This is a genomic window from Massilia pseudoviolaceinigra (assembly GCF_030846505.1).
Classification (GTDB): Bacteria; Pseudomonadota; Gammaproteobacteria; order Burkholderiales; family Burkholderiaceae_D; genus Telluria_A; species Telluria_A violaceinigra.
Genome location: NZ_JAVCWL010000050.1, coordinates 16,449 through 38,849 on the forward strand (window position 1 = coordinate 16,449; position 22,401 = coordinate 38,849).

19 protein-coding genes and 2 pseudogenes are annotated in these 22,401 nt (G+C 62.0%); 10 read left to right on the plus strand and 11 right to left on the minus strand.

The annotated features are described in order from the left end of the window. Positions 1-3: 3 nt before the first annotated feature. Positions 4-468 (plus strand): annotated as a pseudogene (locus RBA40_RS31270) (IS481 family transposase); the annotation flags it as partial. 437 nt (positions 469-905) lie between these two features. Here RBA40_RS31270 and RBA40_RS31275 read toward each other — a convergent pair. Next, positions 906-1,928, minus strand: a complete 1,023-nt coding sequence (locus RBA40_RS31275; protein ID WP_306652613.1) for a polysaccharide deacetylase family protein — start codon at positions 1,926-1,928, stop codon at positions 906-908. Between the two features lie 197 nt (positions 1,929-2,125). Here RBA40_RS31275 and RBA40_RS31280 point away from each other — a divergent pair, with 197 nt between their 5' ends. The 4 genes from RBA40_RS31280 (at position 2,126) to RBA40_RS31295 (ending at position 6,371) form a co-directional block, all read left to right on the plus strand. Next, positions 2,126-2,500 (plus strand): BlaI/MecI/CopY family transcriptional regulator, encoded by a 375-nt coding sequence (locus tag RBA40_RS31280; protein WP_306652614.1) that lies wholly within the window; start codon positions 2,126-2,128, stop codon positions 2,498-2,500. Between the two features lie 2 nt (positions 2,501-2,502). Beyond that, positions 2,503-3,750, plus strand: coding sequence for a peptidoglycan DD-metalloendopeptidase family protein (locus RBA40_RS31285; RefSeq protein WP_306652616.1), 1,248 nt, complete (start codon positions 2,503-2,505; stop codon positions 3,748-3,750). 32 nt (positions 3,751-3,782) lie between these two features. Next, positions 3,783-5,912, plus strand: a complete 2,130-nt coding sequence (locus tag RBA40_RS31290; RefSeq protein WP_306652618.1) for a TonB-dependent receptor plug domain-containing protein — start codon at positions 3,783-3,785, stop codon at positions 5,910-5,912. A gap of 165 nt (positions 5,913-6,077) precedes the next feature. Then, the gene (locus RBA40_RS31295; protein WP_306652619.1) at positions 6,078-6,371 is read left to right on the plus strand and encodes an alpha/beta hydrolase family protein; all 294 of its coding nucleotides are present in this window, start codon (positions 6,078-6,080) and stop codon (positions 6,369-6,371) included. A gap of 302 nt (positions 6,372-6,673) precedes the next feature. On the opposite strand, the gene RBA40_RS31300 is transcribed toward RBA40_RS31295, so the two are convergent. Continuing rightward, positions 6,674-6,796, minus strand: a complete 123-nt coding sequence (locus RBA40_RS31300) for a transposase domain-containing protein (protein WP_374710571.1) — start codon at positions 6,794-6,796, stop codon at positions 6,674-6,676. 71 nt (positions 6,797-6,867) lie between these two features. Between RBA40_RS31300 and RBA40_RS31305 the strand changes: the two genes are divergently transcribed. Beyond that, a complete protein-coding gene (locus tag RBA40_RS31305; RefSeq protein ID WP_306652621.1) occupies positions 6,868-7,185 on the plus strand; it encodes a hypothetical protein in 318 nt (105 codons plus the stop codon). 17 nt (positions 7,186-7,202) lie between these two features. Continuing rightward, complete coding sequence (locus RBA40_RS33665; RefSeq protein WP_374710572.1) at positions 7,203-7,475, plus strand: DUF4276 family protein; 273 nt, start codon at positions 7,203-7,205, stop codon at positions 7,473-7,475. Positions 7,476-7,667: 192 nt separating this feature from the next. Here the strand turns inward: RBA40_RS33665 and RBA40_RS31310 are convergent, their stop codons facing one another. After that, positions 7,668-8,405 carry a hypothetical protein gene (locus RBA40_RS31310; protein WP_306652623.1) on the minus strand — a complete coding sequence of 246 codons (738 nt, stop codon included), beginning with the start codon at positions 8,403-8,405 and terminating at the stop codon, positions 7,668-7,670. 217 nt (positions 8,406-8,622) lie between these two features. Here RBA40_RS31310 and RBA40_RS31315 point away from each other — a divergent pair, with 217 nt between their 5' ends. Continuing rightward, a complete protein-coding gene (locus tag RBA40_RS31315; protein WP_306652625.1) occupies positions 8,623-9,423 on the plus strand; it encodes a YfaP family protein in 801 nt (266 codons plus the stop codon). Positions 9,424-9,450: 27 nt separating this feature from the next. Here RBA40_RS31315 and RBA40_RS31320 read toward each other — a convergent pair whose 3' ends face one another. After that, positions 9,451-10,032 (minus strand): DJ-1/PfpI family protein, encoded by a 582-nt coding sequence (locus tag RBA40_RS31320; RefSeq protein WP_306652627.1) that lies wholly within the window; start codon positions 10,030-10,032, stop codon positions 9,451-9,453. 218 nt (positions 10,033-10,250) lie between these two features. On the opposite strand from RBA40_RS31320, the gene RBA40_RS31325 reads away from it, so the two are divergent. Continuing rightward, positions 10,251-11,726 carry a M20 family metallopeptidase gene (locus RBA40_RS31325; RefSeq protein WP_306652629.1) on the plus strand — a complete coding sequence of 492 codons (1,476 nt, stop codon included), beginning with the start codon at positions 10,251-10,253 and terminating at the stop codon, positions 11,724-11,726. A gap of 230 nt (positions 11,727-11,956) precedes the next feature. Here the strand turns inward: RBA40_RS31325 and RBA40_RS31330 are convergent, their stop codons facing one another. From RBA40_RS31330 to RBA40_RS31360, 7 genes are all read right to left on the minus strand, one after another. Next, on the minus strand, positions 11,957-12,517 hold the full coding sequence (locus tag RBA40_RS31330; RefSeq protein WP_306652631.1) for an SRPBCC family protein: 561 nt from the start codon (positions 12,515-12,517) through the stop codon (positions 11,957-11,959). Between the two features lie 214 nt (positions 12,518-12,731). Then, the gene (gene cphA, locus RBA40_RS31335; protein ID WP_306652633.1) at positions 12,732-15,332 is read right to left on the minus strand and encodes a cyanophycin synthetase; all 2,601 of its coding nucleotides are present in this window, start codon (positions 15,330-15,332) and stop codon (positions 12,732-12,734) included. Continuing rightward, the gene (locus RBA40_RS31340; RefSeq protein ID WP_306652635.1) at positions 15,329-16,204 is read right to left on the minus strand and encodes a cyanophycinase; all 876 of its coding nucleotides are present in this window, start codon (positions 16,202-16,204) and stop codon (positions 15,329-15,331) included. Before RBA40_RS31340 ends, cphA begins: the two co-directional genes overlap by 4 nt. Continuing rightward, positions 16,197-17,108, minus strand: a complete 912-nt coding sequence (locus RBA40_RS31345) for an isoaspartyl peptidase/L-asparaginase (RefSeq protein WP_306652637.1) — start codon at positions 17,106-17,108, stop codon at positions 16,197-16,199. The genes RBA40_RS31340 and RBA40_RS31345 overlap by 8 nt, the downstream gene beginning before the upstream one ends. 156 nt (positions 17,109-17,264) lie before the next feature. After that, on the minus strand, positions 17,265-17,861 hold the full coding sequence (gene petA / locus RBA40_RS31350; protein WP_306652639.1) for a ubiquinol-cytochrome c reductase iron-sulfur subunit: 597 nt from the start codon (positions 17,859-17,861) through the stop codon (positions 17,265-17,267). A 60-nt stretch (positions 17,862-17,921) separates the two neighbouring features. Further along, positions 17,922-18,830, minus strand: a complete 909-nt coding sequence (locus RBA40_RS31355) for a YfdX family protein (protein WP_306652641.1) — start codon at positions 18,828-18,830, stop codon at positions 17,922-17,924. A 511-nt stretch (positions 18,831-19,341) separates the two neighbouring features. Then, positions 19,342-21,264, minus strand: a complete 1,923-nt coding sequence (locus RBA40_RS31360; RefSeq protein WP_306652642.1) for a patatin-like phospholipase family protein — start codon at positions 21,262-21,264, stop codon at positions 19,342-19,344. A gap of 582 nt (positions 21,265-21,846) precedes the next feature. On the opposite strand from RBA40_RS31360, the pseudogene RBA40_RS31365 reads away from it, so the two are divergent. Further along, positions 21,847-22,101 (plus strand): annotated as a pseudogene (locus tag RBA40_RS31365) (transposase domain-containing protein); the annotation flags it as partial. Between the last annotated feature and the right edge of the window lie 300 nt (positions 22,102-22,401).

The window sequence follows — 22,401 nt, forward strand, 5'->3', positions numbered from 1 at the left end:
CCCCCAGCTGCGGAACGGGCTACGTTAAGATATCGCGATCTGGCGGCCAAGACCTGGCGTCACCCCGTGGCTGGGACCGATATCCGATTTACCACCGCGACCATTGAGCGCTGGTTCTACGCCGCGCGCTGCGCGCGCAATACGATGCTCATCCCGGCTGGACGGTGCGACCGCACTTCGACAATCTGAAGCTTGCGGTGCAAGGCACCGCACTGCCGTCGTAGCCGACATTGCGGCGCTACCCCGCTCGCCCACGGGATGCATCGGCAGGCCCGACTGGCGCGCACTAGCGCTGGCGCGTTGGCCGCACGCGACCGGCTCGAACAGCTGGAAGCGCGCAGCTATGAGGTGGAGCATGTCAACGCGCTGTGGCACCTCGACTTGCAGCACGGTTCGCGCAAGGTGCTGACGACCGGCGGCGAGTGGGTCAAGCCAATGCTACTGGGCGTGATTGACGACCGATCGCGGCAACCGGTATCGCGCCGCTGATGCGCGAACTGCTGGCCGACTATGCAGCCCATGATCCACGGCGATCCGGGAAGTGGCAAGAGCTACCTGGACGTGTTTGCGCAGCCCGATGCCAAGCCACAGCGGCGCGCAGCTGCGAGGTATTGACAGAAGGTCAGGGCCAGGGAAAATGCCGCGCTGGCCTCAGCATCGACTGCGTTGGCTTTCACCCGGGCTTGCGCCTTCTGTTCCAGCTCAGCATACTTGCCCGCGTCTTGCAGCTGCTCGAATTGGGCCCTTGAAAATGGCGGCCTGGGCCGTGTTCATCGAGACCGGCATCGCCAGCGCGGACATGGCAGGTGCGGCGACTGGACGGAAAGTGGCTTTAGTGGCCTCGAGTGAAAGCGACGGCGCAGCTATAGGCAATCGACCGCGGGGGCGCTGCAAGGTGAAGGCAGTCAGATGCCCTGCGCCTTCAGCGCGGCGATCTCGTGATCGCCATCATCGACCAGGCGCGACCAGCCTTCGAACTTACCGACACCCAGGCTGCGCGCCATCGAAAGCAACAGACTTTGCCCGGCTGTTTCGAGTTCGGGAACGAGCTGGTAGACCGGGTCGGCGAACGCGGCTTGCGGCGTTGTGATGGTCCACCCCATCTGCTTGAACATGGCGATCACGTCATCGAGCCACATCGCGTTGATCAGGTTATGGTGCAGCAGGATCACCTGCGCAATGTCCCTGCCCTGCAAGGTGTGCGACAGCGACCGGTAGGCCTGTGCCCGCTGGCGAACGTGCGCCAGGTAGGCCTCCCGGATCGGACCGATGGCAGCCGCGTTGCCGCTTTCCAGCACCTCAATCAGCTTTTCGTTCAAGCGCCAGTCGCTGGTATCGAGGCTCACATAGGCGTTGCGGTAAGCCTGCGCTTTCATGAAAGCGCGCATGCCGTCACGCTTTTCGGGCACATTCCCCTCGCGCAGATAAGGAAAGCGAAACCATTTCTGGTAGCCGGGCAGCGTGCTGATCACCGCGTCGCAATCGATCAGTTCCTGCTGGAACTGCGCCAGGCTGATCTGGGCATCGTGGAAATTAGGGTGCGTCATGGTGTGATTGCCCACCGCGTGGCCGGCCTGTCCCCAGGCGCGTGCAAGCGCGAGGCCGGCGGGTCGGTCGGCGCCATTGCGCACGGTGACAAACAGGGCGGCCTTGACCTTGTGCTTTGCAAGGGCGTCGAGCATGGCCTGGTTACGCTGCTGGGGCGACATGCGCGGCGTCTCGGCCAGCTCCGGCCCGTCATCGAAGGTAAAGGCAATCGATTGAGCGTAAACAGAAGGGATTAGCGTCATACCAAGAGCGAGCGCCAGGAGTAATTTTTTCAGCATGCAGTTCACCTTAATGCGGGGGAGCGTAAAAAACGTCGAGTGTGGGAAATTGCGCTTCTGCGCGCAGACAGTCCCACAGATAGCAGGCAAAGCCGAGGTCACCGGTCCACAAGTAGTAGCGGAACTGACCGAAGAGCTGCGCGTCCGCTTCGACCTGGCGTGGGCGTGACGGATGACGCAAGGACTTTCGGCTTGAAGTAAGACGGGAAACCACCCTGTGTGACAATTGTCGCATAAATTTCTTGCAAAGATGCGACATGTGTCGCAAAATTGCGGCATTCGCCACAAGGAGACGTCCCATGTCCATTCCATCCATTACTGAATTGAGCCCGTTAAAGTGTTTGTGGAAACAGCATCCCCTGAGCGCGCGCGAGATCCATCAACATGCTGAGGAAGAGCTGCATTGGTCATTTTCCTCCACCCGCAAAACACTGGACCGCATGCTGGAAAAAGGCATGATTGGCCAGCACAGCCTGCATGGTGTGCATGTCTACACCGCGGTACTGGAAAAGGTAGAGACACTTGCCGCCTTTGCCCATGATTTCGGCCACCGTGTCATGGAAATGCAATCACCACTCCCCGTCAATATGTTTAGCGGCAGTCAATTAATTGACCAGCGCGAGCTCAATGAGTTGGAGCGATTGCTGAACGACTGGCCAGAGGAAAAGGAGTAAACATGCTTTCCCAGTTCTCCCTGCTATTCCCGCAGGCATGCATCACCAGCATATTGGCTGGCGGCGCCGCCTGGGCCCTCTTGTGGCTTGCGTTACACTTCCGGCCCGGACTGGCTGCCCAACGCGCGCCCTGGCTGCTTGCCCAGCTTGGGGCCGCCGCTGTCCTGGTACTGGTCTTACTACCGGGCGCGTCCCGCTTCAGCATTTTTCCCGCCGTAGAACCAAGCACTACAGCCGCCGCTCATGTGGACGCGCCAGTTCCACCTATGCTGGCAGGCTTGCTGCGCCCGATGCTTTTGCTACCGCGGCACTTGCGGGATCTAGACCTGGATCAGCAAGCCCTGGTGATCGAACACGAACTGACACACCTGTCACGCTTGGACCAGTTATGGTTGCATATGGCGCTAAGCTTGCAAATCCTGCTCTGGTTTAATCCAGCGCTACCGGCGCTACGCCGCCAGCTCACCTGCGCGCAGGAACTCGGCTGCGACCGCGCGGTGTTAGCTGGCAGCACACTGCGGCAACGCATGCGCTATGGCGCTGCATTGATCGCGCAGTTCAAGATGCAGCAGACCAGCCCGGCATATGCCGCAATGGCGTTTGGCGGACAATTGCGCGATTGCGTGAACGCCCGCGTCGCGCTGATACGTGACGGTATTGCTTTCCATTCGCATGCCGCAGTGCGCGCTGCATCTGGCTGCCTGCTCATTGCGCTGCTGCTTGCCAGCGTCGTCTTGCAGCCGGCCTTCGCCCTGCGGCCCGTCGCTACGTCGCCGCGTCCTGTCAATCCGGCCGCAGAATCGCTCCCCCAATGGCTGGCGCCCCTGCAGCGCATGCACATTACCAGCTATTTTGGCACCGTCAGGACAGCCGGTGCCACGCCTCACGGCGGGATCGATCTGGCGGCGCGGGCAGGCACACCGATCATGGCACCGGCGTCGGGCACAGTCACCGCATCGACCGATCTCTACCAGGGCGAAGCCAGGTACGGAGAGGTGATCGCCATCGAACACGCCGGCGGGCTGCGCTCTGTCTACGCTCACTTGAATCAGCGCAGCGTAAAAGTGGGGCAGGCCGTGGCAAAGGGGCAGCTTATCGGCCACACCGGCGCCACCGGCCGCGTCAGCGGTCCCCATCTGCACCTGGAAATTCACCGCAATAACATCAAGCTTGATCCTGAGCTGCTGCTTGGCAGCCAGGATGGCACTGACACTGCCAAGAACGCGCGCGACACACAGCGCTCCCGTTAATTCAACCCACGCCATTTGAGCCCTGCCGCCAAGTGCGGCAGCGGCGGCGCTCAACCCTAGAGAATCGCATGAAATACAGGATTATTTGCCTGGCGCTAGCCATGGCCTTCGACAATGCAGCGGCCCAGCAGCCGACTGTTGAAATCAAGTCTGCACGCTACGACCAGCGCCGCGAAGACACTGCCGCCATGCTGGTGCTGGACCGGGCCACACTGGCGGCCAATGGCGACCGTAGCTTGTCGGAAGCATTGCGGCGCCTGCCTGGCGTTACCGTTACCGAAGGCAACGGCCGTGGCGTGGAGATCCGGCTGCGTGGCTTGGGCAGGGGCTACACCCAATTGCTGCTCAATGGCGTGCCTGCGCCCGCCGGATTTGCACTCGATGCGCTGGCGCCAGAGCTGATCGAACGCATCGAAGTCATACGCAACGCATCGGCCGAGCATGGCGCCCAATCCGTGGCGGGCACCATCAATATTATCCTGCGCAAGAACGCGGGGCGCGAGCAACAGGAGTTCAGGCTCGGGTGGGAACGCATCAACGGCACCGATTCGCCCAGCATTGCCGGCCAGCGAACGGGCAAGGCGCCAGGCTGGTCATACAGCGTTGGTGCGAACCTGGTGCGTAATGGCAGGCCGGAAGATCGGACCGTACGCGATACCGTCCGCGATGCGCACGGCGCGATCACGGGCGCGCGTACCTCTCTGGTGCATGAATCGAACGTTGGCGATGCCCTCAACCTGACACCGCGCATCGACTGGACGCCCGACAATGGCGACAGCATCAGCGTCCAGAACTTCATCAACCTGTTCCGTCGTAGGATTGAATTTGCCGGAGACGACACCGTACTGGCGGGCGCAGCGGGCGACTTTGCGCAGGCCGCCAGTCTGTTGCGCACGCGCTCCCTACTGTTGCGCAGTGACTGGTCATGGCAGCACGCGCTGGCCGACGGCAAACTGGAGCTCAAGCTCAGCGGCACCCAAAACCCGCGCAGTTCCGCATTCGATTTCACCGGGGCGAACGCCGCCGGTCCCGCCATTGTGCGTCACGTGAGTTCCGATATCATAGAGACCGGCCTGACCCATAAAGGCAAATACGCCCGCCAACTGGCCGGCGGCCATTCGCTGGTGCTGGGCTGGGATGGCGCCACTGTGCGCCGCCGCCAGACACGCGATGAACTGGAACGTGATGGCGGCGGCGCAATCCGTTCAACCACCGGCGAAAGCTACCACGGGACGATCCGGCGACTGGCGGGTTTCGTCCAGGACGAATGGGCGTTCAATGCCGAGGTGCTGTCCCTGGGCCTGCGCTGGGAAACGCTGCGTACCGGCGCTGGCGGCAGCAATAGCGCCGCCTTGACCGAGCAAGACAGCCGGGTACTGAGCCCCGTGCTGCAGTGGCTGCACAAGCTGCCATCCGGAAGCCAATGGCGCTTGGGGGCCAGCCGGACCTACAAGGCACCAATCATGCTGGACTTGATCCCGCGCCGCTACACCATCGATAATAACAATAGTCCTACCACGCCTGACCTGCGGGGCAACCCGCAACTGCGTCCGGAACTGGCCTGGGGCCTCGATGCGGTATATGACCACCATCTGGGAAAAGACGCCACGCTCAGTGCCAGCCTGTTTGCCCGCCGCATTGATGATGTCGTCTTGCAGCGGGTCGGCTTGGAGGCTGGTCGCTGGGTGGCCGTCAACGGTAACCATGGCCGTGCAGACGTCTATGGCTTTGCGCTGGAAGCACAACTGGCACTGACGCCGGCCTTGCGCATGCGTAGCAACCTGGCGCTGAATCGTTCCCGCACCAGTAGCGTGCCAGGACCGCATAACCGACTGGACAGCCAGATCCCATTGAGCGCCAACCTGTCGCTCGATTACCGTCGCCAGGGGATGACGCTCGGCGGGGATTTCAACTTCCAGGCCGGAGGTGACAGCCGCGCGTCCGCAAACAGGCTGGCCACTGCCTCGCATGAACGCAAACTGGACCTGCGCGCGGCCTGGCAACTGCATCCCGGTAGAACACTGCGCCTGACGCTGGCCAACCTGCTGCGGCAAGACCGCATCAATGTGGAACGCTATGAAGATGCCGACGGTTGGCGCCAGACCCGCACCGACGCTGGTACGCACACACTGCTGCGCCTCGTCTTTGAAGCCAATTTCTAATCACCCAATAGGAAGAAGAATGACTCTGATCAAGCCCCTCGCCTGCGCATCGGCGCTCAGTTTGACCCACGCCACAGTGGGCCCACATAAAATTTGTACCGCAGTTGCCGATGCCCGGACCGGCGAGGTTGTGGTGCAGCGCGGCGGCTGCGAAGCACCCCCTGGATGAGCGCCATCGGCACCGGGGAATACGGCGCCCCCAAGACCCAGCTGAAGCTGCTGCGCGACCTCTCGCCCATCCACAAGCTTGACCGCGTGCGCTCGCCCCTGCTTGTGATGCATGGGGCGAATGACACCAGCGTGCCGGTCGTGGAGGCGGAGCAGGTGGTGGCGGCACTGAAGAAACGATCAGTGCCAGTAGAGTACATCGTATTCCCCGACCAGGGACATGGTTGGAGCAAGCAGGCCAACCGCGTGCGTTCGACCCTCGAGCAGGCACGCTTCTTCGAGAAGCATTGATGATTCCGGCAGCCCGTGACTGGCGAAAGCGATTGGGCTCCCTGCCACGGCGCTGGAGGAAAAGCTGAAGCGCCACGGTCCGGGGACGGCCGGCGACGTTTGCTCCCTCGATCGGGCCAGACAGGTCGTGGCAGTGGCTGGCCGCCTCACCCGGTCGACGGCGTGCTCACAAAGCCGTCCCGCCGTAAGCGGGGCTGACAGCCACGCGTAAAATCAGCCAGCGCATGCTGATCACCTGTCTCGCGATTGTGCGCCGATGCAGGGATGCACCAGAGCTTATGAGCTGTTCCGCATGTTCTGCTTCAAGCGCGGGATCGAGCCACACGGCTGCGTCTTCGGCTGTTGGAACGCTGCAGCACGTCGACGAAGTAGTCATACGGATTGATGTCGCTCAGCCGACAGGTCGCCAGCAGGCTTTGCGTCAAAAGGCGGCGTCCCGCCCTGGGTCAAATTTCAATCGGCGGGGTGGGTCAATTTTCGGTCGGCGCCAACAGACATGAACAGACAGCCTCCGCTCGTCGTCCATCTGCCACCTGTTTCGGATAAAAATGCCGCAGAAATCTACTGCTGCATGAGTGCATTGATCGAAGCATGTGCATCGAGCTATGGACTTCAGATTCGACGATACTACGACCGCCATCCTCAACACGAACGTCCTGACAGGTTCGACGGCGACCGTTCTAACCGCACGATCAAAAACAGCGCCCTAGCCGGCGCGCTGTGCAAGAGGCTAAAACAACTCGGGGCAGGACCATCGTTCTACGTGAAAACCGGGCCATCAACTCGCGTGATCACACTCAAATTACCGGGCTGACCGGTGTTGAAAGACAAGTGCGCTTTATCCCGTATCTCCAGCAGTACGAGTTCGAGGCTCGGCTGTTTGCCGCTCCCGTTCACCAATGCGGCTCGCCGGAATTGGTGAATGACAACGTAGCAACGAGTCCATCGCATCGCATGAAGGCCCTGTTTCCGCGCTACGACAGAAGCTGCATGGGCCGGAAATTATCGAGCTGGCCGGGCTATGCGCCATTCGCGCGCAGTGCCCCCGCTTCGATGGCTGGATCACCCTGCCTGGAACTGCCTGGAACGCGACCTTCATCCTGAGCCACCAACGGCAATAGCCCATGGGCCAGGCAGCGCGGAGGATGCTGATGCAGTGTCCGGTCGCGCAGCAAAGGCGCGATCGATCTGGGGGCCGATGAATTCGGCACCACCGCGGTTCGGGCAGGGTACCGCGCCAAGCGCCGCCCAGCGGGAGGACACCGCCAGCCGGTGGCCTCTTGAACCGCCAGGCTGTTACAGCTTGGTGTTGCCGCGATACCAGTCATTGCCGACCAGCCGCAGATCGGCCGTCTGCACCGAGCCCAGCGCACCCGAACCGCTGCGGCTTTCGTCGATACTCTGGATGTTATCGATCGCCACGGTGTTATCGCGGTTATACACGGTGCTGTGCAGGAGCACCGTGCCCTTATTCCAGTCGACACTGGTCAGGGTTCCCTGCTCGATCCTGTAGTTGCTCGCACCATACGGCACATAAATCATCAGGTATTTGCCTTTCTGGATCTGCAGCAGCTGGCGCCGGATTTGCTCTTTCCAGCCATCGAAAGGCGGTTCGGCATGCAGGTTGGCGCTTTCAGTTTTACTCCATTCTTCGGCCGCCGATAGCATGCCGGCATATTTGGACCGGTCGCTCGTGCGCAGCACTTCATCGGCAATGCGCACCTGCTCCGTGTAGGGCAGGTATGGGGGAATATTGAACTCGTTGCGCCACTGCTCGGTGCGCACGATGTAATCGGCGTGCGTGCTGAACGTCGGCAGCGCTTCGCCCAAACGGGTACGTTCCTGTTCGATCCAGTCCTCGGCTTCCTCGGCAATCTGCTCGTATTTATCGGTGCCGGTATCGAACAGCGCGCGGTCCGCGATCTCCACCTTCAGATCGTAGGGAAAGTCTTCCGGAATATTGAACTCCGCGCACCACCTGGCCGACTGCGCCACGAAATCGGAAACCGACAGATCGAATGGATTGATATTCATGTACATGCTCTCCTGTTAGTGTAGTCAGTGTCATTTACCTGCTTCTACCCTTGGTTGACGCCGAGCTGTCGTATCAGCTTCTTCCGTACTTGAAAATCCGCAGCACATCGATTTATATTAAAAACAAGCTTACTCATGAATTAACAATAAAACAAAGGCAATTTAACAACCGGCCGGGCCAGCGGTTACAATCGCGCAAACCTCCTGGAGTCCCCTGATGAAATTGACCTGCAAGCTGTGCCGCCCGGCCCTGGCCCTGGCACTGGCACTGGCCCTGCCGTCCGCGATGGCCACGGAAATAGCCTCGCCGGCCGGCGGATGGAACCGCTCGGGACTGGTAGAGAAGAGCGATCAGGCAACGGTGGCCTACCCCAATTCGCCGATCGACCGCGGCGCCCAGAGCAAACGCAGCATGATCAAGGGGCGCATCGCGGCGGCCGCCGGCAAGCGCGAGGCGCACCAGCTTGTGGTCAACGGAAATCCCCTGCGCCTGATGACGGACGACCAGGGCCATTTCGCGCGCCCTTACCTGTTCGGTGCCGGGTCGAACAGCGTGGAAGTCAAATCGCCCCAGGGCAAATCGCTCAGGCGCGTGCAGTTCTACGAAACCAGCTCGGGCCGGCCCCTCCCCGGCCTGCGCATCATCTGCGCCTGGGACGATACCGAAGCCGAGATCGACCTGCACATCGTCACGCCCGACGGCCAGCACGCTTACTTCGGCCACCCGGTATTGACCAACGGCGGCGGGCTGGACGTCGACAGCGTGGATGGCCCCGGCCCTGAGATGTACACGATGACCGCGCCCTTGCGCGGGAACTACCACGTGTACATCAATTACTGGGGCAAGCTGGGCGCGAACGGCTACCACTTCAACGAAAGCAAGCGCCAGATGCAGATGATCACCGCGCGCGTGACGCTGGTGTATAACGAAAACACCCCGCGCGAGAAACGCGAAGAGTTCGTGCTGCCCATGCGCAGCATCGGCGAACTGACGCTGGTCAAGTCGTTCACGTTCTGAACGCGCGGCGTGCCGCCGCGCCAGCGTTCAGAGCCTGATCTCGGTCCCGAGCAGCCTGAGAAATTGCGCCAGCCACTGCGGGTGCGCCGGCCATGCTGGCGCCGTGACGAAATTACCGTCCGTGACCGCCTGGTCGACCTCGATCTGCGCATACTCGCCCCCCGCCATGCGCACTTCCGGCGAACATGCGGGATAGGCGGAAATGCGCTTGCCGCGAATCACATCCGCGGCCGCCAGCAACTGCGCGCCATGGCACACCGCCGCGATCGGCTTGTTCGCCTGCGCGAACTGCCTGACCAGTTCGATCACCCGCTCATTCAGGCGCAGGTATTCCGGGGCGCGTCCGCCGGCGATCATCAAGGCATCGTAGTTGCCGGCGTCGGCCTCATCGAAGCTGGCGTTGAGCGCGAACAGATGGCCGGGTTTTTCCGTGTAGGTCTGGTCGCCCTCGAAATCGTGGATCGCGGTCTTGATCTTGTCGCCCGCTTTCTTGCCCGGACAAACCGCGTGCACGGTATGGCCGACCATCTGCAGCGCCTGGAATGGCACCATGGTCTCGTAATCTTCCGCAAAATCGCCCGTCAGAAACAAAATCTTCTTTCCAGCCATGCTTGTTCTCCTTGGTCAGTGGTGAAGCGATGTCTTGCCTGCTGTTTGCTTAATATCCAGATAATACGCCGGAATCCGGATCCGGCGGGGATGCGCAAGTGGTCGCATACTCCGGTATCGCCGCCGACATCGGCACAGCGGCGAACGACATGGCCGGCACCCTCCCATCGAATGAAGTGCTACAGTAAAATACGATATTCTGTTCAAGAGAGAATCCCATGAACCACCCAACTTCGTCGCCCACCAGCGGCACGCTCTCCCAAAGCGAACTCGCGGCCTTTGCCGACCGCGTCTGGGATGAAGAAATCGTTCCGGCCCTGGTCTCGTACATCGCCGTGCCGGCCAAAAGCCCCGCCTTCGATGCCCATTGGGAAGCCAACGGCTATCTCGACCGGGTCGTGCGCGATGCCGAAGCGTGGATCAGGAGTAAGAAGATTCCAGGCCTGAAATTCGAAGTGCTGCGTGCGCCGAATCGCTCGCCCGTCATTTTCTTCGAGCTGCCGGCCACCAAGGCCGCTTCCAACGACACCATCCTGATCTACGGCCACCTCGACAAGCAGCCCGAATTCGACGGCTGGCGCGGCGACCTGGGTCCGTGGACGCCCAAGTACGAGGACGGCAAGCTGTACGGACGCGGCGGGGCCGATGACGGCTATGCCGTGTATGCCTCGCTCACGGCCATCATGGCGCTGGACCGTCAGAACATTCCTCGCCCGCGCTGCGTGGGCCTGATCGAAACCTGCGAGGAAAGCGGCTCGTACGACTTGCCGCCCTACCTCGAGATGCTGGGCGACCGCCTGGGCCAGGTGTCGCTGGTGGTTTGCCTCGATTCGGGTGCGGGCAACTACGACCAGTTGTGGCTGACCACGTCGCTGCGGGGCATGGTATCGGGCACCCTGAAGGTGGAAGTGCTGACCGAGGGCATCCACTCGGGCGCCCATTCGGGCGTGGTGCCGTCGAGTTTCCGCATCCTGCGCCATCTGCTGGACCGGCTTGAAGACGCGAAGACCGGGCGCTTGCTGCCGGAAAGCTTTCACTGTGAAATTCCACACGTGCGCATCGAGGAAGCGAAAGCGACCGCCGCCATCTTGAAGGAAGAAGTGTACAAGCGCATGCCGTGGGCCTGCGGCGCCGATGGCGGCTCGGTGCTGCCGGTCACGACCGATCCGCTCGAAGCGATCTTGAACCGCACGTGGCGCCCGACCTTGTCGGTGGTGGGGGCGGAAGGCTTTCCGGAGTTCGCCAACGCCGGCAACGTGCTGCGTCCCTACTCCGCCTTCAAGCTGTCGCTGCGCATTCCGCCTTTGCTCGACGGCAATGCCGCCGCGCTCCAATTGAAGGCGTTGCTGGAAGACAATGCGCCCTACAATGCGCGCGTGTCGTTCGTGCCGGATGGCACGCCGGGATCGTACGGCGCCAGCGGGTGGAATACACCGGAACTGAGCCCGTGGCTGTCCACCGCAGTGAACGCGGCCAGCGAAAGCCATTTCGGCACGCCGGTCGGCTATCTCGGCGAAGGCGGCACCATTCCACTGATGGGCTTGCTGCAGAAGAGCTTCCCGAAAGCCCAGATGATGGTGTGCGGCGTGTTGGGACCGAAGAGCAATGCGCACGGGCCGAACGAGTTCCTGCATGTACCTTACGGAAAACGCCTCACGGCAGCGGTGGCGCAGGTCATCGCGGCGCATCCATAAATCATCGCGGCGCGTCGGGCGATGTGCCGGCGCGTCGTTCTTCCGAAGGCATATCACGCACAATATCCAGTACGTGACCAAGCGCGGTCCGGATTGGGAGGTGCATGCCTCCTTCCGGACCGGGTAGGCATCAAACCTGCCGGTAGCTGGCCGGCGGAGTCGCCTGCCGGCCGCCGAAGCCAGCTCATGGCGCCTGACGCTGGCAGGGGCGACGCGGCTCGCCGGGGTGGTTAATGCATCGGCCCTGCCCCGCTCTCTTTCGATATCGTGCCGCGCCATGCGCCGGTTTCGCTGCCGCGCTTCTCCAGCATATCCTTGAAGCGCTGCAGGTTGGAGCGCGCCTGCATGCGAACGGCCCCGAGCATGTCGCCCATGGTTTCGACCGCATCTTGCGGTTCGTAATACATCTCGAGCGTGACGTTGGTGCGCCCGCCCGACAGCTCCTTGAACGTCACCGCGCCGCCATTGGGCGTGCCGGAGGTGCTGCGCCAGGCGATTTTTTTGTCGGGAATCTGCTCGGTGATTTCGGCATCCCACTCGATGACCTTGCCGAACACGTCCGCCTTCCAGTGCAGGCGCTTGTCGTCGAGCTGGCGCACTTCATGCACACTTTCCATAAACTGGGGAAATTGCTCGAACTGCGTGAACTGGTCGTAGACAGTGCGCACCGGAAGATCGACATCGATACTGACACGCGATTCACTGCCCTTGCCGCCAGACTTTTGCATTTGCTTGGCCAGCAACGTTCCACCGACCGCAACAGCCACCAACCCGAGAATACGGCTCAACATGGTCTTCCTCCTGATTGTCGATTGAGATGAGTCAGCGCAGCCGGAGCAGCGTGTCGCCAGGCGTCCTCTTGCGGACGACGCTCGCTGCTGCGGCCTTGCGATGACCTTCCATGTTAATCCTGTCACTGGCGCGCATGAATAGGCGATATCGCAGAAGTGGTGTAGGAATACGCCTGCCTCCACTGTCTCATTTTATGCAGCAAGGCACGCCGGCCTAGGCGATGTCGGCGGTAATTTTTTCCGCAAGCAAGGGCATGTCCGGGCGAATCGCTTCGATCAGTTCGCTCAATGACGAGCCGCAACCGAAAATGAGCATGTCCCCCGGGCTGCACATGCGCAAGGCAAAGCGGATCGCTTCGTGCGCGTCGAGCTTGCAATGGAGACGGCCAGGCTCGGGCGACGCGCTCAATGCGCCCTCCGAAATCAGGCGCGCAGTCTCGCCTTCCGGCCTGCCACGGCTTTCGGACTCGTACACGACCACCGTATCGAACCCTGCCGCGCACACCTGGCCGATGTCGCGCAGGTCCTGGTCGCGCCGGTCGCCCGGCGCCGACACCACGCCCACGATCTGCCCGGCCGCCATGCCGCGCGCCATTTCGGACAAGGCGCCGTAAGCGGCGCAGTTGTGCGCGAAGTCGACCACCACCTGCACGCCGCCGATGTCGAACACGTTCGAGCGCAAGGGATTGTTTTTACCATCGGACACGAAGCTCGACAGGCCGGCGACGATGGTGTTGTTGTCGAAGCCGGCAGCGACGAGCGCGGCGGCGGCGGCGAGCGCGTTAGCCACGTTGTAGCGCGCCACGCCGTTCATCGACACCGGCATGGCGCGTTCGTCCATCAGGCGCTGCTCTTCGCCACCGTTGGCCAGCACCACGCTGCGCTGGTGCAGGTACACGGCGCGCCCCCCACCGGCAAGGTGCTTGCGCAGCACCGGATGGCTGTCGTCGAGCGAAAAATACAGGATTTCGACGCCGGGAGCGAGGCGGCTGGCCATGTCCACGCAGAAAGGATCATGCGCGTTGAGCACCACGGCGCGCGATGCAGCGCGCGCCACCACTTCCTTGACCTTGGCCAGCTCTTCCAGCGTATCCACCCCGTCCAGGCCCAGATGGTCGGCCGACACATTGAGCACCACGCTGATGTCGCAGCGGTCGAACGCCAGCCCGCGCTTGAGGATGCCGCCGCGCGCCGTTTCCAGCACCGCCAGGTCGACATCGGGCGCGTTCAGGAGCGACAGCGCCGAATGGTAGCCCGTGCAATCGCCTTCCATGGTCAGCTCGCCGTTGATGTACACGCCTTCGGTCGTGGTCATGCCGGTGGTCAGGCCGGTCTTGCGCGCCGCGTGTTCGATCAGGCGCGTGGTGGTGGTCTTGCCGTTGGTGCCGGTGACGGCGATCAGGGGAATGCGGCCATCGCTGCCGGCGAACATCGATTCGACGATGGCGTCGCCGGCGTCGCGCGGGGTGCCGGCCGACGGATACTGGTGCATGCGGATGCCGGGCGCGGCGTTGACTTCGATGATGCCGCCGCCCTGCGCGGCCAGCGGCTTGGCGATGTCTTCGCACACGATGTCGATGCCGGCCACGTCCAGGCCAATCGTTTTGGCGGCGCGGATGCAGATCTGGACCGTGGAACGCGGCAGCAGATCGGTCACGTCTTCCGCTGTTCCGCCGGTCGACAGATTGGCGTTGCCGCGCAGTTCGACCACGGTGCCGGCGGGGGCCACCGAGTCGGCGTCCATGCCCTGCTTGTGCAGGACTTCAAGCGCGATGTCGTCGAGCGGGATCCTGGTCAGGATATTGGTGTGGCCCTCGCCGCGCGCCGGACTGCTGTTTTCGACAGCGACCAGTTGGCGGATGGTCGACATGCCGTCGCCCGTGACGTGCGGAGGGCGGCGCCATGAGGCCGCGGCGACCTTGTTGCCGGTCACGAGCACGCGGTAGTCGCGGCCCTTGAGGAAGCGTTCCACGATCACCGTGCGCGCATGTTCGCGTGCATGGGCGAATGCCGTGCGTACCTCCTCGTCATTGCAGCAGCGCGTGGTGACGCCCTTGCCCTGGTTGGCGTCGAGCGGCTTGACGGTGACCGGACCCTCGATTCGGCTGGCCATGCGCACGGCATCGTCGGCGCTGCGCACAGTGCCGCCTTCGGGCACCGGCAGGCCGGCCTGCTCCAGCAGCGTCTTGGTCAGCTGCTTGTCGCTGGCGATGTCGACGGCAATATAGTTGGTGCGGCCCGTGACCGTGGCCTGCAAGCGCTTCTGGCGGCTGCCCCAGCCAAGCTGGAACAGGTTGGCGCTATCGGTCAGGCGGATCAGCGGGATGCCGCGCCGCCGGGCTGCGGCCAGCACGGCGCCGGTGCTGGTGCCGATGGCGCAGTCGGCCACGGTGTCCTTCAGTTCGGCGAGGCCGGCCTCGACATCCACGATCGTCCGGTTGATCAGCGCATCGACCACGCGCAGGGCCAGGTCGAACGCCTGGGTGGCGACGCGCTCGAACTGGTAGCTGCACACCACGCGGCACTGGCCCTGCCCCTTGCGCACGTCGCGCCTCTCCAGGCTGCCGACCTCGCTGCCTGCCAGGCTTTGCAACTCAAGGGTGAGGTGCTCGAGCAGGTCACCCAGATCGCCGTCCGCCGGATCGCGATAGTCGCGCAGCGACGGCAGCAGCGCCGTCAAACGCTCGTGCAGGCCGGCAATGGCGGCGGGGACGACATTGGCCAGCGGCCCCAGGTCGACCAGGGTCAGCATGCAGGGCGTGTCGGCAAACAGATTGGGGCCGCGCAGGAAACGTTGTCGCAAAATGGTCATCATGATGGTTCTCGTTGTTCTGGTTGAATAAGGGCGTCAAAGAAATCTTGAAAAGGTGGCGGTACGCGGGTGCTTTCGTCTGCGGCCGCATCGAAACGGGTGCCGGTGGGCAGCAGGTGCAGGCGCACGTCGATCAGCCTGGGCACGTCGCCGGTGTCCAGTTCATCGATATTGCTGATCATGTTCAGGCCATCGACCAGGGTCACCGCGCCGCCGCCGATCACTTCGATGCCGATGCCGGGGCTGATCAGCAGCGCGGTGTCTTCATCGATGCCGACGCCGTACAGATCGGGACGCTCGGCAATGATCGACAGCAGGCGCGGCAGGCGCTTGCGCTGGGCGAAATGCTGGTCGACCACGATGCGTTCGACGAAGCCGAGACCCACGCCGAGGCGGATCGCCCCCTTTTCGGGTTCGAGCTCGGCCTTGCCTTCGGCTAGCATGAAGCGCGACATGGCCGAGGCCCCGGCGCTGGTGCCGGCGATGCAGGCGCCCCGCGCAAACGCTGTGGCGATTTCAGCGTGGACGGGCGTGCCGCCGATCATTTCCAGCAGGCGTTTCTGGTCACCGCCGGCCATGAAGATGCCCTTCGCTTCGCGGATGCGCGAGAGCAGTTTTTCACTGGCGGCTTCCTTGGGAGAATCGAGATGCACGTGCGTCATGTGCGTCACACCAAGTTCAGCGAAGGCCACGCGGTACATCTCGAACACCTGGTCGCCGATCTCGCTGGCGGCCGTCATCACGGCCACTGGCTGCTCGACGCCGCCGCACAGCTCGACGAAGCGCGTGAGCACGCGCATATCGTGCTGGCGGTCCTCGCTGCCGCCGACGATCAGGAGGTGGCCGTGACGCGGCCCATCGGTCGTCTCATCCATGGCTCACCTCCGCCTGCGGCATGGGCGCATTGCTGAACGCGCCAGCGTCCGTGCGGCTGACCGCAATCAGTCCGACGCTGACATCGTCCGGGAACAGGCCGACGCCGCGCCGCAGCGCTTCGTCCAGCGCGGTGCCGGAGGCGATCCAGTGATAGACCGTGCTGGCCAGCATGTGGCGCATGATGTGTTCGCCGATACCGGTGGCCGCCACCGCGCCGTGGGGACCGGCGTAGAAGCCGCTGCCGATGATCGGGGTGTCGCCCACCCGCCCGAGCAGCGATGGCGCCGAGCCGCCGGTGGAGCCGGCCACGGCGAAGTGGCCATCCTGGTCGCGCACCACGGCGCCTACCGTGTCGCAACCGCTCTTGGCGGCGAATGCCGGCGAGCAGGCATAGTTCCAGAAGCGCGCGAAATCGTTGTTGTCGGCTCCGGGCATGGCTTGTCCATCGCCGGCGAGCTGGTCGATCATTTTTTTGTGGGCTCGCCGCGCCTTGTCGCTGACCTCGCGATACGGCGCGTGACCCATGGCGCGTGCGAAGCGCTCGGCGCCCTCCCCGCTCAGCAGGCAATGCGGCGTGCGCGACACGTCGCGCGCGACCAGCACCGGGTTTTTCACCGCGCGCAAGCCGGCCACGGCGCCGAGGCGCCCGCGCGTATCCATCACGCAGGCGTCCATTTCGATGGTCGTGCCGTCAAGGCCAAGTGCGGCGCCCGTTCCGGCGTTGAAGCGGCTGTCGTTTTCCAGCGCGAGGACGGCGGCGATGGCGGCATCGAGCGCGTCGCCGTCCTGGTCAAGCTGTTCTCGCGCGGCCAGGGCGGCCTGTACGCAGCCGTAATCGAGATCGCGTCCGGCACCCGCGCCACCGTGGACCACGATGGCGCTGCCGGTGTTGATAGAGTTCATGGCTTCCTTTGTCACTTCATCATGTTAAGTTGTTTAACATTATGCAAATGACAAACCGCCGAGCGTAGTGGACGATGACGCGTGCGCATGTAAGAGCTTTCCCACAGGCCATCTGGATCGCATGAACGCCGGCGGTTTGGCGGGGATATCAGCCGCTCAGGCCGGGTGCTCGCGGTCGGCGCCGATGCGCAGGCGGGTATCGCTCAGGTACTCGTGAGGGGGGATTTCCAGATTGGTGGGCGCGGGAACGTTCTTGAACACGCGGCCTGCAAGGTCGAATCGGGAGCCGTGGCAGGGACAATAAAACCCGCCGCTCCAATCGCTGCCCAGGTCCGCCGGCGCGACCTCGGGGCGGTACACGGGCACGCAACCGAGGTGGGTGCAGATGCCGGTCGCAACCAGGAACGCGGGGCGGATCGAGCGGGTCGGGTTGGCCGCATACGGCGGTTGCTGTGCTTGCTCGGAGCGGGGATCGGCCAGGCGCTCATCGTTGCCACGCAGCAGAGCGAGCATGGGCGCGGTCCGGTGCAGTATCCACACCGGCCGGCCGCGCCACTCGGTGGTGAACAAGGCGCCCGGGGCGATCTGGTTAATATCGACCTCGACCGGCGCGCCCGCGGCCTTGGCCGCTTCGCTCGGCGCCAGGCTTTCCAGGAAGGGAACCGCGGCGGCAGCCAGCACGGCGCCGCCGCTCACGCCGGTTGCCCTGAGCAGCCATTTTCGACGGTACAGGTTTGCTACAGGGTCCGGCATAGGCCTGCCTGCCTGTCGGGTCCGGAACGTATGGGCGTGGCTACGCCGGAGTCCGACTGCTTACATCCATGCGGCGAGTTGCTGCTTGAGCTTCTCGAACCAGCCCATGCCGGACTTGCCGCCAGCGGTTTTCTTCTCAAGCTCGTCAATCTGCTGATACATGGGCTTGTAGTCCTTTTTATCGCCATAACCAAGCAGCTCGGCAATTTTCAACTGGTCGCGCGCGGCCGCGATGCTCTGGGCGAGCCTGTCGTTTTCTTCCTTGCTGCGGTTGGCTTTTTCGGCAAGCGCCTGGGCGGCCTTGATCTGTTCTTCCGCGCGCAGCTTGGGCAGCGGCACCACCTCGGTGGTAACCACCAGCGTGTTGAGCATGGTGCGCAGCGCCATTTTTGCTTCCTCGATCTTGCCGGCATCGATCAGGGGCGTGATGGCCTTGATGGCGGCCGGATAGGTTTCGAGCGGGATGTTCAGCGTGCGGAACTCGACCTCGCTCGCGAGGCCCTGCATCAGTTGCCGCGCCTTTTGCACCTCGCCATCGCGCAACCGGTCACGCACCTCCTTCACGGCCGCCTTGACGGTGTCGTTGCTGGCCAGCAGATCGTGCGTGACCACATCGGTGCGGATGGGCGCAAGGGCCAGTTTGGGACTGCGCGCCAGGAGCAGCTCCAGCGTACCGGTGGCGGACGCCAGTGCGGCGAGCGCATCCCGGTTGCGTTTCTCGTCCAGCGCCTTCAGGGCTTTTTCCGTTTCCGCAATCGCGGACTGGGCTTCCGCCATCAGCTCGCGCTGCTTTTGCAGGGCCGCATCGGCGGTGCGCTTGTCGACCTGCGGCTGCACGGCCTGGCTTGCCTGGGACTGCGGCTCGGCCTTCGGCGGCGGCGTTTGGTTAGCGGCATGGATATACAAAGGAATTAACAGCCCGGCGACCAGCGTTGAGCCGCGCCGGGCAGTACGATTCTGCGGGTCCATTTTCTCCTCCTTTTAGGAAACGGCAGAGAGGATCGGCACTAGGCTACCGGGTCCCCACAGGGCACTCATCCCCGCACGCAGTTAGACCGCGGCAGTGCCAGACGGTTCCACTCGTCGCAGTTGACACGCCCCGTGTTTGCAGTATCCGCTCTCAACCCTCGCCAGCACGGACCCGAACATTCTTATGTACCTTGTAGTCGGCGGTATTGCTTGGATACTTGACCTGCATTTGAAACGCGCCTGACCAGCATTCCAGCCAATTCTCGACCAGGAATAACTGCAACTGAAGCGCCCTCAAACCAGCATGAGTTGCAAATGAACCTGCATTTATCCGCGCCGACTTGCATTCCATCGCCGCGAACCAGGATTATCTGCAACTGACCACGATGTTCTGCACGGCCTCGGTTTCGCCATTTCATCGGGAGACCAACAAATGAAGATCACTACAGTAGGAGGGGCCACAGCGACGTCTATAGCTGTCGCAATGGGTTCGAGCCATTATTCTCTCAGCTCAGCGCACGCACTCGGAGAGTGGAATTGTCCCCACACGGCGTGTCGCCAGTAAAATGGTTTTTATGCGCGGCATCGCGACCATATTCCGTGACCGCGCTGCGACTGGTTCGACAACCGGTAACCCCATCCCGCGAAACCATGTTAGCACTTGCTGCAAAGCGCTGCGGTCCTCATTCACCAACAGGTCCGCGGCCGTGGCTAATTGCTGGCTGATCAGTTCGGGCCCGCAATGCGGCACGCCTGTCAAGCGGTAACTGGTGCCAACCTGCGATACGAAGCCCCACAGACTTGCGCGAAAGCCATTGATGCTGGCGAGCTGGTTGAATTCCCTCTCGTTCAGATTACGGGTATCACTAAAAAGTGGCGTGCTGATTTCGCTTTCTTGCAGGAATTGGGTAACCGTACCGTCTGGACTTGTTTTTACGGTCATTGGGGGTAGCTTGAATTTATACGCGGCGGCCGGGGTATCAGCCTTTTGCGTATAACTCCGCCCATCCTTGAAGACATAAGAATCCATGGCGCGCAAGCGTTCAAAGTTGATATGCCAAAGTTTGCATTGCGGCGCTGACGATTGCCATTGCCGTTGAGCGAGCATTAATTGCTCAACTTCCTGCTCCGTAAAGCTGCCGCTCTTGCTTGGCCTGACTAAATCAGTCGGGGTGAAGAGGGGAGCGGCCCAGTCCTGCTGCCCCGACGCGCGCGGTCCGAACAAGGGAAAACTACTGACGGGGTCGAGTAATTCCTCTGTTTGAGGAATATCGGTCAGTTGACCCACCATGGGCATGATGATACGTGGCGACGTCAAGCGCATTTGCCCACGTCGAGCGTACTGGGAAAATTCCTGCAAAGTTGCGCTCCGATTGATGTTCATCATGCCATTGATGGCATCCCAAGCCGTTCCTTTAATGATCAAATCGAATAGGGAATTATCGGTATCGGGCATCAATGCCTTCATTTCCCCATCTAAGTTGGGAGTGCCCGCGTCGATCGAAATCAGCAGGCAGCCCGGCATGGGGGCCAACCTCGACATGGGAGCATCGTAAGTTTCTCGGGCGACGTCGAGCAATGTGTACAGGCCAAGATTATCGGCAACGCCACCATCGAAGACGCGCACGTAAGTTGGGACCGGCTGTCCCCGTTGATTCTCGTCATTGAATACTCTTAACGTAATATTTCCAAAGACTCCTGGAAAAGCACCAGACGCCATCACTGCATGGCTGATCGGATAGGTGTCCAACCGTGAACCGATGTCGGCAAAACTACGGTAACTGAAGACAAATGGATCTCCCGCGTTCTTACCCGAAGCCAGCGTTGAATTGAGCAGCAGGATGGGGCCGTTCGTCCGCCGTTCCAACGTGGCGAAAGTAGCCCCGTGAAAAAAACGGTTTTCGAATACCTCCGCCATCAAATGGGTGCGTTCAAGGTCCGAGGTCAGCATTTTTCCCCAATTGAGGGGATTAGCCAGCTTGCCCAGCCACGGTGTCAACAAATCCTGGCCCAGCCTGTTGCGTATCAAAGCCCAATCATCAGCTCTATGCAGTTGGTCGGCGCTGAGTACATAAGTTGCCGCTGCTAGCGAGCCGCCCGACACGGAGGAGATTGCGTCGACGTGCTCTAGTATGCCGAGCTGAGCCAGCTTTTCCAGCACGCTCCAAGAAAAAACGGCTGCCCGGCTCCCTCCACCTGAAATAGCCAGGCCGACAAAAGGTTTGCCGTGACGGGTGTGGCGTGCTCCGACCGTTGGAGGTTCCTGGGGATCGCGAGGGGGAGCGAACTCACGCATCGCCAATGGCTCGTTGCGTGCGCTACTTACCTCGGTGACAGCACAGCCGGAAAGTGATGCCGCCAACACAAAAAGACTCGTGACAATCGAGGCGAAAAAGCCACGCTCATTGGTGTGCAGGAAACGAAAACGGAACATCAGTTCCTCCATTTCGGATGTAGGATAAGTGGCCCCTACTAAAGCAGTGATCCGTTGACGAATGAGCGTTATGATAGTTTTTCGCTGAGCGGTTTACGATGGTGATGCCGGGGACGCTGGCCTCTCCGTCATTCAATCCCGGCGGCAACCCCTGATAACTGGTTTTCGCAGAGCGATCGGAGCCTCTCCAGTTGCGTATCCCATCGCTGCAAGACCATCGTCGTTCCGCTTCATAATCATAGCGCGGACTGGCCAGGTGATGGAGACTTTACTAGGTTTTGAGCCAAAACGAATTTTCGTCGGCGCGACCATGCTATACCTTTTGCAAGAGCATGCGACCAACAAACGAGGGTTTATTGGAAGGGCAGCGGGCCTAGCTCACTGTGCCGGACCTGCCAGACATAGCGAGACCAAGAACCCTGTGCATGAATCAACGTACAAGAACTGGCGTCATGGCGTGGCTTTATGGGCACTCGGTCAGTTGCAGTTATTGCTGGACCGAGCCAATTAAATGCAGGTCGGTTGCGTCAAATGCAGGTTCACTTGCAGCGATTGTGGGTTAGGGTTAAGCGTCTTCTCGCTGACGCTGACAACTCCGCTGCAGAACGCGCTCTGCGTGGGGTTGTCATCGGTCGCCGTAACTATCTGTTTGCCGTCGCCGACACGGGCGGCGAACGCGCTGCCGCCATCTACTCGCCGATCGGGACGGCCAAGCTCAACGGTGTCGACCCCGAAGCTTGGTTGCGCCATGTGCTAGCCCACATCGCCGATCACCCCGTAAACCGTGTTGACGAGTTCCTCCCCTGGCATTGTGCCGGCCAACTGGCACCTGCCTAACAACACGCCGCTTCCCAGCGGTGTCACGCTATTATCAAGCGATTCGACAGCTGGCTCAAGACGGCGCTGGGCCGACGCTTACTTTTCTCTCAGCGGTCTCGGCCGTGAAGTCGCTCACGACGGGATCGACAACGCAGGCAGTATGCACCGTGTCGTGTCGGTCGCCGGCATCAACATGGACGGACCGCCAGGCTGCCTGCCCTGGCGCGTTGTCCAGACTAGCAGCCCCATTCTGCATCATCAAACCGACCTTTCATATGACTGGCGAATCTAAAAATTGACATGCTCAACTTCCGTCTC

Excerpts from the sequence above, each read along its gene's own strand:
- RBA40_RS31360 (WP_306652642.1), bottom strand. The coding sequence starts at position 21,264 with ATGTTCCGTTTTCGTTTCCTGCACACCAATGAGCGTGGCTTTTTCGCC.
- RBA40_RS31340 (WP_306652635.1), bottom strand. The coding sequence starts at position 16,204 with ATGGATGAGACGACCGATGGGCCGCGTCACGGCCACCTCCTGATCGTC.
- RBA40_RS31330 (WP_306652631.1), bottom strand. The coding sequence starts at position 12,517 with ATGTTGAGCCGTATTCTCGGGTTGGTGGCTGTTGCGGTCGGTGGAACG.
- RBA40_RS31355 (WP_306652641.1), bottom strand. The coding sequence starts at position 18,830 with ATGGACCCGCAGAATCGTACTGCCCGGCGCGGCTCAACGCTGGTCGCC.
- RBA40_RS31310 (WP_306652623.1), bottom strand. The coding sequence starts at position 8,405 with ATGAATATCAATCCATTCGATCTGTCGGTTTCCGATTTCGTGGCGCAG.
- RBA40_RS31280 (WP_306652614.1), top strand. The coding sequence starts at position 2,126 with ATGTCCATTCCATCCATTACTGAATTGAGCCCGTTAAAGTGTTTGTGG.
- RBA40_RS31345 (WP_306652637.1), bottom strand. The coding sequence starts at position 17,108 with ATGAACTCTATCAACACCGGCAGCGCCATCGTGGTCCACGGTGGCGCG.
- RBA40_RS31315 (WP_306652625.1), top strand. The coding sequence starts at position 8,623 with ATGAAATTGACCTGCAAGCTGTGCCGCCCGGCCCTGGCCCTGGCACTG.
- RBA40_RS31320 (WP_306652627.1), bottom strand. The coding sequence starts at position 10,032 with ATGGCTGGAAAGAAGATTTTGTTTCTGACGGGCGATTTTGCGGAAGAT.
- petA (WP_306652639.1), bottom strand. The coding sequence starts at position 17,861 with ATGCCGGACCCTGTAGCAAACCTGTACCGTCGAAAATGGCTGCTCAGG.
- RBA40_RS31325 (WP_306652629.1), top strand. The coding sequence starts at position 10,251 with ATGAACCACCCAACTTCGTCGCCCACCAGCGGCACGCTCTCCCAAAGC.
- RBA40_RS31305 (WP_306652621.1), top strand. The coding sequence starts at position 6,868 with ATGAACAGACAGCCTCCGCTCGTCGTCCATCTGCCACCTGTTTCGGAT.
- cphA (WP_306652633.1), bottom strand. The coding sequence starts at position 15,332 with ATGATGACCATTTTGCGACAACGTTTCCTGCGCGGCCCCAATCTGTTT.
- RBA40_RS31285 (WP_306652616.1), top strand. The coding sequence starts at position 2,503 with ATGCTTTCCCAGTTCTCCCTGCTATTCCCGCAGGCATGCATCACCAGC.
- RBA40_RS31295 (WP_306652619.1), top strand. The coding sequence starts at position 6,078 with ATGAGCGCCATCGGCACCGGGGAATACGGCGCCCCCAAGACCCAGCTG.